This is a genomic window from Thiohalophilus sp. (assembly GCF_034522235.1).
GTDB lineage: Bacteria > Pseudomonadota > Gammaproteobacteria > UBA6429 > Thiohalophilaceae > Thiohalophilus.
Window position 1 is genome coordinate 924875 of record NZ_JAXHLN010000003.1, and the last position, 12963, is coordinate 937837.

The window sequence follows — 12963 nt, forward strand, 5'->3', positions numbered from 1 at the left end:
AGAAACCCAAGATCCCATCTTGACCAGCCACGCTTTTTCCACCGATATCGTTCTCGAACCCGCTGATAATCAGCGGCTGGCCAACCTGTGCGGCCAGTTCGACGAACATCTGCGCCAGATCGAACGGCGCCTGGGCGTGGAGGTGAACAATCGCGGCAACAACTTCCGGGTGATCGGCGACAGTCGCTCCGTCGGGGCGGCCGGCGAGGTGCTGCGGGATCTGTATGCCGAAACCGAACACCAGACCTTGAATCCGTCCCGGGTGAACCTCCATTTACAGGAGTCGGGCGTGGATGCGCTGGTGGCGGACATCACGCCGAAGGACGAGGTGATCATGACCACGCCGCGCGGCACGGTGCGCGGCCGCGGCCCCAACCAGAAGCAGTACCTGAGCAATCTCAAGGATAATGATCTCAATTTCGGTATCGGCCCGGCCGGCACCGGCAAGACTTATCTGGCCGTGGCTGCCGCGGTCCAGGCGCTGGAGCGCGAGGAAGTGCGGCGCCTGGTGCTGACCCGCCCGGCAGTGGAGTCGGGCGAACGGCTCGGCTTTTTGCCCGGGGACCTGGCACAGAAGATCGATCCCTATCTGCGCCCGCTCTACGACGCGCTGTATGAAATGCTGGGCTTTGAAACGGTGGCCAGGCTGATGGAGCGCAATGTGATCGAGGTGGCGCCGCTGGCCTACATGCGCGGGCGGACCCTGAACGAATCGTTCATCATCCTGGACGAGGCGCAGAACACCACGGCGGAACAGATGAAAATGTTCCTGACCCGGATCGGTTTTGGTTCCACGGTGGTAGTGACCGGGGACGTGACCCAGGTGGATCTGCCGCGCAACCAGCAATCGGGGCTGCGCCAGGTGATCGAAGTGTTGAAGGATGTGGACGGCATCAGCTTTACCTTTTTCAACGCCAAGGATGTGGTGCGCCATCCGCTGGTGCAACGTATTGTCCAGGCCTACGAGGCGCGCGGCGAAGACCCGCTGCCATGAGTATCGAGGTGGAGGTGCAGCGGATCGCTGCGACCGGCCCGAGCGACGCGGATATCCAGCGCTGGGTCAGCGCGGCCTTGCAGGCCGAGCAGCGCCAGGACGCTGAATTGACAGTGCGTATCGTCGATGAGGCTGAAAGCGCCGAACTGAACGAGCAGTACCGGCACAAAAGCGGGCCGACCAATGTGTTGTCGTTTCCGTTCGAGTGTCCGCCCGAGGTGGAACTGGATTTGCTGGGTGATCTGGTCATCTGTGCCCCGGTGGTACAACGCGAGGCACAGGAGCAAGGCAAGCTGGAGATGGCCCACTGGGCCCACATGGTAGTACACGGCACCCTGCATTTACTGGGGTATGATCATCTGCAACAGGACGAGGCAGAAGAGATGGAGAATCGGGAAATCAGCATCATGAAAGAGCTGGGGTATGCAAACCCTTACCGACAGGATGAAGAGCAATGAACGAAGACCGATCGGGTAGTTCCGACAAAGAAACCAAAGCGCAAAAATCGTGGCTGGAACGCCTTGGCCAGGCCCTGCAAGGTGACCTCAAGGACATGGACCAGCTGTTGGAAGTCCTGCATGAGGCACACCGCAACCAGGTGATCGATATCGATGCGTTGGCCATGATCGAGGGTGTCCTGCAGGTTTCCGATATGCAGGTACGCGACATTATGATTCCCCGCTCGCAGATGACCGTTATCGAACGGGATGCCGCTCCGCAGGATATTCTCAACACAGTGATCGAGTCGGCGCATTCGCGCTTTCCGGCGGTCGGCGAGAGCAAGGACGATGTGATCGGGGTTTTGCTGGCCAAGGATCTGCTGCCTTATTTTCTGGAAGGTGAACAACCGCGCCTGAATATCCGCGACATCCTGCGTCCGGCCGTGGTTATTCCGGAAAGCAAGCGCCTCAATGTCTTGCTCAAGGAGTTTCGTGCCAACCGTAATCACATGGCGATCGTGGTGGATGAATACGGCGGTGTTGCGGGCCTGGTAACGATTGAAGATGTCCTCGAGCAGATCGTCGGCGAGATCGAGGACGAACACGACTTCGACGAAGATACACAGATCCTGCAGCACGAGAACCATACCGCCACCGTCAAGGGCATCACGCCCATCGAGGATTTCAACCGCCATTTCGGTACCGATTACAGTGACGAGGAGTTCGATACCATCGGTGGGCTGGTGATCAATCAACTGGGTCATTTGCCCAAACGAGGCGAAGTGATCGAGCTGGGGCATTTGCAATTCCGGGTGTTGCGGGCCACCAATCGCCAGGTGCACCTGCTGGAAGTTTGCCAGCTCGATATACCGGATACCGGGCAAACCGCCGGCACCGGTTCCGCCAGTGGTAGTTAAACAGCTGTCAAACCTGCGCTATCTGCTGGCGCTGCTGGCCGGCGCCAGCTTGCCGCTGGCCTTTGAGCCGTTCGCTTTTATCCCCCTGGCTTTTCTGGCGCCGGCCTTGCTGTTCTATTTGTGGCTTGATGCGACACCCCGTGAGGCGCTGCGCAGCGGTTATCTGTTCGGATTGGGACTGTTCGGCATCGGGGTCTCCTGGGTGTTTGTGGCCATGCACGACTTCGGTTATGCGTCGGCGCCGGTGGCCGCGTTTCTGACTGCTCTGTTTGTCGCTTTCCTCGCCCTCTATTACGGGTTGCTGGGTTATCTGGCGGGGTATCTGCATCGTCGTCTGGCCGGACTGCGTCATCAGCGTTTAATCAGTCTATTACTGCTATTCCCCGCCCTGTGGGTAGTGCTGGAATGGGTGCGTGGCTGGTTCCTGACCGGCTTTCCCTGGCTTAATCTGGGCTACAGCCAGATCGACAGCGGCCTGAGCGGATTTGCCCCCTTGCTGGGGGTATATGGTCTGAGCTGGCTGACCCTGCTTGCGGCGGGATTGTTACTGGTGTTGCTCCTCTCGGGAAACCGGGCCAGGCAGCTGGGGTTACTGGCGATCTTTGTCGGGTTGCACTTGCTGGGTTTCGGCTTAAAACAGCTGGAGTGGACCGAACCCCACGGTGAACCGTTACAGGCGACGCTGATTCAGGGCAACCTGCCTCAGGAGACCCGCTGGGATCCCGAAGCATTGCAAGAGCGATTAACGCTGTATGCGGAGCTTACCGAACAGCACTGGGACAGCGATCTCATTGTCTGGCCGGAAAATGCGGTAAGTACGTTCTATCATTACGTCGAGGATACCTACCTGGCGGAATTGCAGCGCCGCGCGCGTCAGCATGGTACGGATATTGTGCTGGGTCTGCCGGTGATGGATCAGGAAACACACGTCTATTACAGCAGTATGATCAGTGTGGGGCGCACCCCCAGTATGTATCACAAAGTCCATCTTGTACCGTTCGGTGAATATGTGCCGTTGGAGTCGATGCTGCGTGGAACGATTGCGTTTTTTGACCTGCCCATGTCCGGTTTCAGTCCCGGCGATCTTGACCAGCCGTTATTGCAGGCGGCCGGTCAGCCTGTTGCCACCACTGTGTGCTATGAGGATGTATTCGGTGAGGAGGTGATTCGGCATCTGCCCGAAGCGACATTGATGATTAATGGCAGTAACAACTCCTGGTACGGCAACTCGTTTGCACCACACCAGCATTTGCAAATCGCCCGTCTGCGCGCGCTGGAGAGCGGGCGGCCGCTGTTGCGCGCCACGACCAACGGTATCAGCGTACTGGTGAATCACAAGGGGGAGGTGATGGCGCGCTCCAGGCAGTTTGAAACCGACGTCGTTAGTGGCGAAATCCAGCCACGGCGGGGCAGTACCCTCTATATCCGCTTCGGCAACCTGCCGGTGCTGATGTTGCTGTCGATCGCCGGCGGGTTGATACTTTTTCTGGTGCTGAGATCGCGTCGACAAAATTGAAAGTGTTTTTGAAATCCACTACAACCACGTGTTGCGGCGAACCGGCCGGGACGTTCCTTCACTCAACCGGGTACGAGGTCTAATATGGAAGGTATCAGTGATATTGCGATTGTCGGCATTGACGAAAATCGTCCGCCACGGCTGCTCAAGGGGCCGTATATCAATCTGTTTTTCAAACTCAATCATGCCGCCCCGAAGGCATGGTGTGATGATTTTAACCAGTTGATGGCCAAGAAGACCTATTCGGCTAAAATCAAACCGGATGTGGGCCTGATCATCGAGACCTGGGTACGTAAACCGGAAGAGGTTGAACCCTCGCTCGAGGAGCTCAAAAAGATCGTCAAACTCTGTACCGAGCGTTATATTAAGCGTATTCAGGCCGAGCTCAATGCCGCCCGGCATGACCACGGAAACCTGGATGATGAAGGTGAGCAGGGGCGCCTGAACCGGATTGTTGCCGGCCTGAATTTTGACACCTGAAAAAGTTGTTTCATGAGGGTACCGTCCCTGGTCTACATCGTTGTGTGATCAGGCCTGCTGCTGCGGACCGAAGTATTTTTTGAATACGGTGCCCTGGCACCTGGGGCAGGGCGGAATGTGACCCGGCTTTTCAAAGTGCAGTATTTCACCGCATTGCTTGCACTGCAGGATGCCGATTCCGGTGATTTCCCCGGTGTGCCACTCACCGACCCGGCGGGCCCGCTCGGCCAATGCATCGAGTTCCAGCCGGGTGCGGTCGGCCACCGCGGCGAACATTTCGGCGAATTTGGATTCGGCGAACTGTAGATCGAACTGTAGCCACTCCCTGAGCTGGCGACCATTCTCGCTCATGAAATCCGCGGCTTCTTCGACGTCACGGCGCACGTATTCGCGGACTCTTTCGGCCTCCTCGCGGCTGAGCTCGCCCATTTCCGAAGCCTGTTGCATGGCCTTGTCGAGGCGCTCCCGCAGCGGTGGCAATGCTTTTTCCTCTACATCCGTCCACGCGTCGCGCAGGTGGTGCATCATGTCGTGATAGGCCTTGAGCAGCCGGTCCTGGGTATCGTTCATGGTGTCGATTCCTTATTTTGTCCAACCGAATAAGGCTATCTTGGGTCGGCTGGCCGGTACTTGCAAGCCCCCGGGCCGAATATGGCGGTTTTGCCCGGCGGGCGGGCGGAGTAGAATAGGCCGCTTATCCCTATCCGAAGATCAACCGAAGCAGCGAGCGAATGGACGAACAATACCGCCCCGAACAGATCGAACAGGCCGCCCAGCAGTACTGGGAAGCGCAGCAATCCTTCAAGGTCAGCGAGGATCCGGCCAGGGAAAAATTCTATTGCCTGTCCATGTTTCCCTATCCGAGCGGTCGCCTGCACATGGGCCATGTTCGTAATTACACCATCGGGGATGTGATCAGCCGTTACCAGCGCATGCAGGGCAAGAATGTGCTGCAGCCGATGGGCTGGGACGCCTTCGGCCTGCCGGCGGAAAACGCGGCCATGCAGAACCAGGTCGCCCCTGCGGCCTGGACCCGGCAGAACATCGATTACATGCGCGCCCAGCTCAAGCGCCTGGGGCTCGGTTACGACTGGGATAGGGAGCTGGCCACCTGCGATCCCGACTATTACCGCTGGGAGCAGTGGCTGTTTACCAAATTGTATAAAAAAGGGCTGGTCTACAAGAAGACCTCGCCGGTCAACTGGTGTCCGAACGATCTGACCGTGCTGGCCAACGAGCAGGTGATCGAGGGCAAGTGCTGGCGCTGCGACACGCCGGTGGAGCGCAAGGATATTCCGCAGTGGTTCATGAAGATCACCGCCTATGCCGACGAGTTGCTCGAGGAGCTGGACAATCTGGAGGGCTGGCCCGAGCAGGTGCGCACCATGCAGCGCAACTGGATCGGCAAATCCCACGGCGTGGAAATTGCCTTCGACCTGGCCGAGCGCAAGCAGCGTCTGAAAGTCTTTACCACCCGCCCGGATACCCTGATGGGTGTCACCTACATGGCGGTGGCGGCGCAGCATCCGCTGGCGCAGGAAGCGGGCGAGCGCTATGCCAATGTCGCCGCCTTTATAAAAGAGTGCGAGCAGACCGGTACCGCCGAGGCCACCCTCGAGACCCTGGAGAAAAAAGGCATCGACACCGGTTTCAAGGCGGTGCATCCGATCAGCGGGGATTGGATCCCGATCTATGTGGCCAACTTCGTGCTGATGAGTTATGGCGAGGGAGCGGTCATGGCCGTGCCCGCGCACGATCAGCGCGACTGGGAATTCGCCCGTGCCTACGGCCTGCCGATCCCCCCGGTGATCGCGCCGCAGGAAGGTGAATTGCCGGATCTGAACCAGGGCGCTTTTACCGACAAGGGCTGGCTGATCAACTCGGGCGACTTTGACGGGCTCACTTCCGACGACGCGTTTGAAAAGATTGCGGAACATCTCAAGCAACAGAAGCGGGGCGAGAAGCGGGTGACCTACCGCCTGCGCGACTGGGGCGTGTCGCGCCAGCGTTACTGGGGCGCGCCGATCCCGATCATCCACTGTAAAAAGTGTGGCGAGGTGCCGGTGCCGGAAAAGGATCTGCCGGTGGTGTTGCCCGAAGAGGTGAACTTCGAGGGCGTGGTCGGCTCGCCGCTCAAGCAGATGCCGGAATTTTATAACACCCGCTGTCCCCAATGCGGTGGCAAGGCCGAGCGCGAAACCGATACCTTCGATACCTTCATGGAATCGAGCTGGTACTACGCCCGTTACGCCAGTTCGGACAACGACAAAGCGATGCTGGATGAACGGGCCAACTACTGGCTGCCGGTGGACCAGTATATCGGGGGCATTGAGCACGCCATTTTGCATCTGCTCTACGCGCGTTTTTACAACAAGCTGATGCGCGACGTACAGGATGTCCTGGTGCCGCGGGAGGCAGGGAAGCCGGGAGCGGCCGATGTTGGCACATTACCCGCCGAACCCTTTACCCATCTGCTGACCCAGGGCATGGTTCTCAAAGACGGCGCCAAGATGTCCAAGTCCAAGGGCAACACGGTGGATCCCCAGGCGCTGATCGACAAGTACGGCGCCGATACCGCGCGGCTGTTCATGATGTTCGCCGCGCCGCCGGAACAGTCCCTGGAATGGTCCGACGCCGGGGTCGACGGCGCCTACCGTTTTCTCAAGCGCTTGTGGGCGCGGGTGCAGCAACAGGTCGAAGGCGGCCCGGCCGCTGCGCTCGATCCGGCCAGCCTGTCGGACAAACAGAAAACGCTGCGCCGTCAGGTGCACGAGACCATCGCCAAGTGCACCGATGACATGGGCCGGCGCTATACTTTTAATACCGCCATCGCCGCGGTGATGGAGCTGATGAACGCACTGGGCAAGTTCGAGGATGATTCCCCGGCAGGGCGGGCCGTGGTCCAGGAGGCTCTGGAGACGGTGGTGTTGTTGTTGTCGCCCATCGTGCCGCATATCACCCATGTACTGTGGCAGGCGCTGGGCCACACGGGGGCGGCCATCGAACAGCGGTGGCCGCAGGCGGATGAGTCGGCCCTGGTGCGCGAGGAAGTCGAGCTGGTGGTGCAGGTCAACGGCAAACTGCGCGGGCGCATCAGTGTGCCGGTGGATGCCGAACGCAACCAGATCGAACAGGCCGCCCAGCAGGAGGAAAATGTGCAACGCTTTATCGAAGGCAAGGGGATCATCAAGCTGATCGTGGTGCCCGGAAAACTGGTCAATATCGTGGTGAAATAGATGCCTACGCTACCGAGCGGATCCCGTTACGCGCTGCTGGCGCTGCTGATGCTGAGCCTCGCCTTGCCGGCCTGCGGGTTTCGCCTGCGCGGCGCGGTCGATCTGCCGCCCGCGATGGAGCACGTTGTGGCTGAGGGCGTGGGGCAGTATTCGCCGTTGGGCGGGGCACTGGTCCGCTCCTGGCAACAGTCCGGGGGCCGGCTCGATTTTGATGCCGATGCCGGGCCGCCCCGTACCCGGCTGGTGATCACGCGCGACGACATATCGCGCCGCACGCTGTCGGTGGACAGCGCCGGACGACCGAATGAATATCAGCTGACTTACAACGTGGATTTCAAGCTGATCGATGCCAGCGGCGAACCGTTACTGGAGAGCCAGTCGGTCAGTGTGAATCGGGCCTATCAGTTTAATGCCGATAATAGTCTGGCCATGGCGGACGAGGAGGCGCGGCTCAAGCGGATCCTGGCCGAGGAGGCGGCCGTGCAGATGCTGCGCCGGATCACCTTCCAGTTGCGCCATCCCCCGGAGACCACATTGCCGACGACCCTCGATGCCAGATAGCCTGGCCGAATGTGACGATGAAACTGCGCGCTGAACAGATCCCCGCCCACCTGCAAAAGGGCCTGGCCCCGGTCTATCTGATCAGCGGCGATGAGCCGTTTCAGCTGGATCAGGCCGTGGGTGCCATTCGCCGGCAGGCCCAGCAGCAGGGGCATACCGATCGCCAGGTATTGCACGCGGACGCCCGCTTTGACTGGCACAGCCTGGGGGCCTCGGCCGCCAATCTGTCGCTGTTCGCCGAAAAACAGTTGATCGAACTGCGCCTGCCCACCGGCAAACCGGGGGCCGAGGGCAGCAAGGCCCTGCTGGCCTATCTGGACAACCCGCCGGCGGATACCGTGTTGCTGATCATCAGTGCCAAGCTGGATAAACAGCAACAGAACAGCAAGTGGTACAGGGCCATCGATCGGGCCGGCGTGACGGTGGCGATCTGGCCCATCGAGGCGGCGCGGCTGCCCGCCTGGCTGAAGCAGCGCATGGCCCTGCGCGAAATGCAGCCCAGCGAAGCGGCGTTGCAACTGCTGGTGGATCGGGTCGAGGGCAATCTGCTGGCCGCCGATCAGGAACTGGAAAAACTGCGCCTGCTCACTGGCGGCGGGGCCATCGATGCCGAGCAGGTGGCGTCGGCGGTGGCCGACAGTGCCCGCTATGATCTCTTCTCGCTGGTGGATGTGACCCTGAGCGGGGATCTCGGCCGGGCCCAGCGCATGTTATCCGGCCTGCGCGCCGAAGGGGTCGAGGCGATTCTGGTGCTCTGGGCCCTGAGTCGCGAGATCCGCGCCCTGGCGGCGATGGCGGCGGAGCTGGAGACAGGCCGGCCGATTGCCGCGGTGATGCAACAACACCGGGTCTGGGACAAACGCAAGGCCCCGGTGGGGGCCGCCCTGCGGCGCTATCCCCGCGCCGCCGACTGGCAGGCGCTGCTGCGTCATTGCCGGCATATCGATTTTTGCATCAAGGGCCAGGCGGCAGGCGCCGAGTGGGCGGAGTTGTTACAATTAACCGCAGCGCTGGCTGGTACCCCGCTGTTCGAGTCGGGGCGGGCCACCGGCTGATCACTCACCGACAGGCAAAACTAAAAAACGATGGACGCGAAAGTCGATATCAAGCAGTACATGACCCGGTTGGGCCGCCAGGCCCGCCAGGCCTCGCGGGCGATGGCGCGCGCCGGCACCAACCAGAAAAACGCCGCCCTGCAGGCGATGGCCGAGGCGCTGGAGGCCGGGCGCGAGGCCCTGCTGGCCGCCAACCGGGAGGATCTGCAGGCCGGACGCGACAAGGGGCTGGACGCGGCCCTGCTGGATCGCCTGGAACTCAATGACGAGCGCATCGCCGCCATGGCCGAGGGCCTGCGCCAGATCGCCGCGCTGCCCGATCCGGTGGGTGAGATCAGCGACATGGCCTATCGGCCTTCGGGGATCCAGGTGGGCAAGATGCGGGTGCCGCTGGGCGTCATCGGCATTATTTACGAGTCGCGCCCCAACGTCACCGCCGACGCCGCCGCCCTGTGTCTCAAATCGGGCAATGCCGCGATTCTGCGCGGCGGCTCCGAGGCCGAACATTCCAACCAGGCGATTGCCGCCTGTATTCATCAGGGTTTGCAGCAGGCCGGCCTGCCGGACGAGGCGGTGCAGGTGATCGAGACCACCGATCGCGCCGCGGTCGGTGAACTGATCACCATGCCCGAATATGTAGATGTGATCGTGCCGCGCGGCGGCAAGGGACTGATCGAGCGCATCACCGCCGATGCCCGGGTGCCGGTGATCAAGCATCTGCACGGCGTCTGCCATGTCTATATCGACGACAAGGCCGATGTGGACAAGGCGGTGCAGGTCACTTTCAATGCCAAGACCCAGCGTTACGGCACCTGCAACACCCTGGAAACCCTGCTGGTGCAACGCGACATCGCGGCTACCGTCCTGCCGCCGTTGGGTCGGCTCTATCAGGAGCAAGGGGTGGAGCTGCGCGGCTGCGAGGCGACCCGGGCGATCCTCGAGCAGGCCATAGCCGCCAGCGAGGAAGACTGGGATACCGAGTATCTGGCGCCCATCCTCTCGATCCGGGTGGTGGACGATCTGGATGCCGCCATCGAGCACATTCACGCCCACGGCTCCGGGCATACCGAGGCGATCCTGACCGAGGATATCGGCCGCGCGCGGCGTTTTCTTGCCGAAGTGGATGCCAGTTCGGTGATGGTTAACGCCTCGACCCGCTTCGCCGACGGTTTCGAATACGGCCTGGGCGCCGAGATTGGCATCAGTACCGACAAAATCCACGTCCGCGGCCCGGTCGGCCTGGAGGGGCTCACCTCGCAGAAATACATCGTGATCGGTGATGGTCATATCCGCAAGTGACGAGGGACGAGTTACGAGGGACGAGGAAACCAGCGTGCATTTAGAGGTCATGATACCAATCCACTCGGCCCTCGTCCCTCGGCCCTCGGCCCTGTACTTATGATTGGGATTCTTGGCGGGACGTTTGATCCCATCCATTTCGGCCATCTGCGACCGGCGCTGGAGATCTATCAGGCCCTGGGACTGCGGGAGCTGCGCTTTATTCCCAGTGGTGAGCCGCCGCACCGGGACAAGCCCCAGGCGTCGGCCCTGCAACGCTTGATGATGGTGCGTGCGGCGATTGCCGGGCAGCCCGGTTTTGTGATCGACGATCGGGAACTGCGCCGCAGCGGCCCCTCTTACATGGTCGATACCCTGCACAGCCTGCGCGAAGAGCTGGGTACCTCAACTCCGTTGTGCCTGGTTCTGGGTCTGGATGCCTTTCTGGGGCTGGAAGGCTGGCACCGTTGGCAGGATCTGTTCGATTACACCCATCTGGTGATCACCCACCGGCCCGGCTGGTCGCTGCGCGACATGCGTACGGACTCGATTCTGGCCAGGGAGATCCAGACGCGCTACAGCGAACCGGAACAACTGGCCCGCCAGCCGGCCGGCAAGCTCGCTTTCCAGTCGGTGACCCAACTGGATATTTCCGCCAGTGGCATTCGCGAGGAGTTGGCAAGAGGACGGGATATTCGCTATTTACTGCCGGATACCGTCCACGAATTTATCAAAACGCAACACATCTACGGGTAAACAGGCACGATGATGAACGAGGAACAACTGACACAACTGGTGGTGGACGCGATCGAGGACGTCAAAGGTGCCGACATCAAGGTGCTCGATGTCAGCGGTAAATCCAGCGTGACCGATATCATGGTCATAGCCACCGGCAATACTGCACGACAGGCCAAGGCCATTGCCGACAGTATTGTTGTCAAGGCCAAGGCGGCCGGCGTCAAACCCCTGGGCATGGAAGGTGAACAGTATGCCGAATGGATTCTGGTCGATCTCGGTGATGTGGTGGCGCATATCATGCAACCGCCGATTCGTGACTTTTACAACCTGGAAAAGCTCTGGGGCGAGGACAGTCCCTCGGCAGCTGAAAAATAACCCGGGTGATCGGAATGCAACGGTGCGAGAGGCCTGGGCAAGTGCAGGATAACCACTGACGACAGCGAATGCACCGAACACACCGAAGCTAAAAAGTGGTTTGTCAGTGTCTTCAGTGCATTCGGTGCATTCGGTGCATTCGGTGTTTTCGGTGGTCATTCACCTCTGCTGATCGAATCCGGACAAATCTGAATACACGGATCCTTTTACGATAACCCGCAGGCAGGCATGCAGATTCATCTTTTGGCGGTAGGCAGCAAGATGCCCGGCTGGGTTCAGGACGGTTATGCCGAATACGCCCGGCGCATGCCGCCCGAGTGTCGGCTGAATCTGGTCGAGGTTCCACTGGCCAAACGCGGCAAAACCAGTGCCGTCGAACAACTCAAACAGCAGGAAGGCGAAAAGTTGCTGGCGGCGGTGCCGAAAAGTGCCGCTGTTTGGGCCCTGGATAGCCAGGGCCAGAGCTGGTCCACCGAACAACTGGCCGGGCAACTGAGCGACTGGCTGCAGGGCGGGCAGGATGTTGCCCTGCTGATCGGCGGACCGGACGGATTGTCCCGTGATTGCCTGCAACAGGTCAGCGGCCACTGGTCCCTCTCCCCCCTGACCTTGCCTCATCCGCTGGTGCGCATTATTGTGGCAGAACAGCTGTACCGGGCGATGAGCATACTCAAGCACCATCCATACCATAAATAACCTGACAACCGGTCCCCCCTGAATGACCGTGGGGGACACTGAAACCCGGGGCCGGAACAGGGTACACTCACAGGTATGGAACCTTTTGATATCTATCTGGCATCGGCCTCGCCGCGGCGTCGCGAATTGCTGAGGCAGATCGGCGTCCGTTACCGGTTGCTGGATGTCGCAATCAGCGAGACCCGGCTGGATAACGAAGCGCCCGAGGCGTATGTCCGCCGGGTGGCGCGGGACAAGGCACGCGCCGGCCTGGCGCTGATCGATGAAAAACCGCCGCGAGCGGTACTCGGCGCCGATACGGTCATCGTCATTGACGACGAGGTACTGGGCAAACCGCAGGATCGGGCCGAAGCGATCGCCATGCTGCAGCGGCTATCGGGACGGACCCATCAGGTACTCAGCGGCGTGGCGCTGATCGATCGCGAAGAATACGAGGCACTCAATGTCAGCCAGGTGACATTTCGGGGATTGAACCGGGCGGAGTGTGAACGCTATTGGCAAACCGGCGAAAGCCAGGGCAAGGCAGGCGCCTATGCCATACAGGGTTATGCCGCCGCGTTTGTTCGCGAGTTGTGCGGCAGTTACTCGGGGGTGATGGGATTACCGTTGTATGAAACAGCACAATTACTGCAACAGGTCGGGATAGATCTGTTTTCCGATCGGGACTGAGTGGAGCC

General features: G+C 60.6%; 14 protein-coding genes. 13 read left to right on the forward strand and 1 reads right to left on the reverse strand.

The annotated features are described in order from the left end of the window. Positions 1-19 precede the first annotated feature (19 nt). From U5J94_RS07530 to U5J94_RS07550, 5 genes are all read left to right on the forward strand, one after another. Positions 20-994: a PhoH family protein gene (locus U5J94_RS07530; RefSeq protein WP_322565027.1), complete on the forward strand. Its 975-nt coding sequence runs from the start codon at positions 20-22 to the stop codon at positions 992-994. Beyond that, complete coding sequence (gene ybeY / locus U5J94_RS07535) at positions 991-1452, forward strand: rRNA maturation RNase YbeY (protein WP_322565028.1); 462 nt, start codon at positions 991-993, stop codon at positions 1450-1452. Before U5J94_RS07530 ends, ybeY begins: the two co-directional genes overlap by 4 nt. Continuing rightward, entirely contained in the window at positions 1449-2351 is a 903-nt protein-coding gene (locus U5J94_RS07540; protein WP_322565029.1) for an HlyC/CorC family transporter, read from the forward strand. The genes ybeY and U5J94_RS07540 overlap by 4 nt, the downstream gene beginning before the upstream one ends. Beyond that, on the forward strand, positions 2341-3867 hold the full coding sequence (gene lnt / locus U5J94_RS07545) for an apolipoprotein N-acyltransferase (protein WP_322565030.1): 1527 nt from the start codon (positions 2341-2343) through the stop codon (positions 3865-3867). Before U5J94_RS07540 ends, lnt begins: the two co-directional genes overlap by 11 nt. Before the next feature lie 84 nt (positions 3868-3951). Further along, entirely contained in the window at positions 3952-4347 is a 396-nt protein-coding gene (locus tag U5J94_RS07550) for a hypothetical protein (protein WP_322565031.1), read from the forward strand. A gap of 48 nt (positions 4348-4395) precedes the next feature. Here U5J94_RS07550 and U5J94_RS07555 read toward each other — a convergent pair whose 3' ends face one another. Further along, positions 4396-4917, reverse strand: coding sequence for a zinc ribbon-containing protein (locus U5J94_RS07555; protein WP_322565032.1), 522 nt, complete (start codon positions 4915-4917; stop codon positions 4396-4398). Between the two features lie 161 nt (positions 4918-5078). On the opposite strand from U5J94_RS07555, the gene leuS reads away from it, so the two are divergent. The 8 genes from leuS to U5J94_RS07595 all read left to right on the forward strand — a co-directional run bounded on the left by leuS (position 5079) and on the right by U5J94_RS07595 (position 12955). Continuing rightward, entirely contained in the window at positions 5079-7583 is a 2505-nt protein-coding gene (gene leuS, locus U5J94_RS07560) for a leucine--tRNA ligase (RefSeq protein WP_322565033.1), read from the forward strand. Next, on the forward strand, positions 7584-8144 hold the full coding sequence (lptE, locus tag U5J94_RS07565; RefSeq protein ID WP_322565034.1) for an LPS assembly lipoprotein LptE: 561 nt from the start codon (positions 7584-7586) through the stop codon (positions 8142-8144). A 17-nt stretch (positions 8145-8161) separates the two neighbouring features. Beyond that, the gene (gene holA / locus U5J94_RS07570; protein ID WP_322565035.1) at positions 8162-9199 is read left to right on the forward strand and encodes a DNA polymerase III subunit delta; all 1038 of its coding nucleotides are present in this window, start codon (positions 8162-8164) and stop codon (positions 9197-9199) included. 30 nt (positions 9200-9229) lie between these two features. Next, positions 9230-10498 (forward strand): glutamate-5-semialdehyde dehydrogenase, encoded by a 1269-nt coding sequence (locus U5J94_RS07575; RefSeq protein ID WP_322565036.1) that lies wholly within the window; start codon positions 9230-9232, stop codon positions 10496-10498. Positions 10499-10597: 99 nt separating this feature from the next. Next, positions 10598-11233 (forward strand): nicotinate-nucleotide adenylyltransferase, encoded by a 636-nt coding sequence (gene nadD, locus U5J94_RS07580; RefSeq protein WP_322565037.1) that lies wholly within the window; start codon positions 10598-10600, stop codon positions 11231-11233. A 12-nt stretch (positions 11234-11245) separates the two neighbouring features. Next, positions 11246-11590: a ribosome silencing factor gene (rsfS, locus tag U5J94_RS07585; protein WP_416224203.1), complete on the forward strand. Its 345-nt coding sequence runs from the start codon at positions 11246-11248 to the stop codon at positions 11588-11590. A gap of 228 nt (positions 11591-11818) precedes the next feature. Further along, positions 11819-12286, forward strand: coding sequence for a 23S rRNA (pseudouridine(1915)-N(3))-methyltransferase RlmH (gene rlmH, locus U5J94_RS07590; protein ID WP_322565039.1), 468 nt, complete (start codon positions 11819-11821; stop codon positions 12284-12286). Between the two features lie 75 nt (positions 12287-12361). Further along, on the forward strand, positions 12362-12955 hold the full coding sequence (locus U5J94_RS07595) for a Maf family protein (RefSeq protein ID WP_322565040.1): 594 nt from the start codon (positions 12362-12364) through the stop codon (positions 12953-12955). The last annotated feature ends 8 nt before the right edge of the window (positions 12956-12963 follow it).

What these genes read in the sequence shown, in the direction of transcription:
- U5J94_RS07575 (WP_322565036.1), top strand. Translation starts at nt 9,230, where the DNA reads ATGGACGCGAAAGTCGATATCAAGCAGTACATGACCCGGTTGGGCCGC.
- lptE (WP_322565034.1), top strand. Translation starts at nt 7,584, where the DNA reads ATGCCTACGCTACCGAGCGGATCCCGTTACGCGCTGCTGGCGCTGCTG.
- rsfS (WP_416224203.1), top strand. Translation starts at nt 11,246, where the DNA reads ATGAACGAGGAACAACTGACACAACTGGTGGTGGACGCGATCGAGGAC.
- leuS (WP_322565033.1), top strand. Translation starts at nt 5,079, where the DNA reads ATGGACGAACAATACCGCCCCGAACAGATCGAACAGGCCGCCCAGCAG.
- holA (WP_322565035.1), top strand. Translation starts at nt 8,162, where the DNA reads ATGAAACTGCGCGCTGAACAGATCCCCGCCCACCTGCAAAAGGGCCTG.
- U5J94_RS07550 (WP_322565031.1), top strand. Translation starts at nt 3,952, where the DNA reads ATGGAAGGTATCAGTGATATTGCGATTGTCGGCATTGACGAAAATCGT.
- nadD (WP_322565037.1), top strand. Translation starts at nt 10,598, where the DNA reads ATGATTGGGATTCTTGGCGGGACGTTTGATCCCATCCATTTCGGCCAT.
- ybeY (WP_322565028.1), top strand. Translation starts at nt 991, where the DNA reads ATGAGTATCGAGGTGGAGGTGCAGCGGATCGCTGCGACCGGCCCGAGC.
- U5J94_RS07595 (WP_322565040.1), top strand. Translation starts at nt 12,362, where the DNA reads ATGGAACCTTTTGATATCTATCTGGCATCGGCCTCGCCGCGGCGTCGC.
- rlmH (WP_322565039.1), top strand. Translation starts at nt 11,819, where the DNA reads ATGCAGATTCATCTTTTGGCGGTAGGCAGCAAGATGCCCGGCTGGGTT.
- U5J94_RS07555 (WP_322565032.1), bottom strand. Translation starts at nt 4,917, where the DNA reads ATGAACGATACCCAGGACCGGCTGCTCAAGGCCTATCACGACATGATG.
- U5J94_RS07540 (WP_322565029.1), top strand. Translation starts at nt 1,449, where the DNA reads ATGAACGAAGACCGATCGGGTAGTTCCGACAAAGAAACCAAAGCGCAA.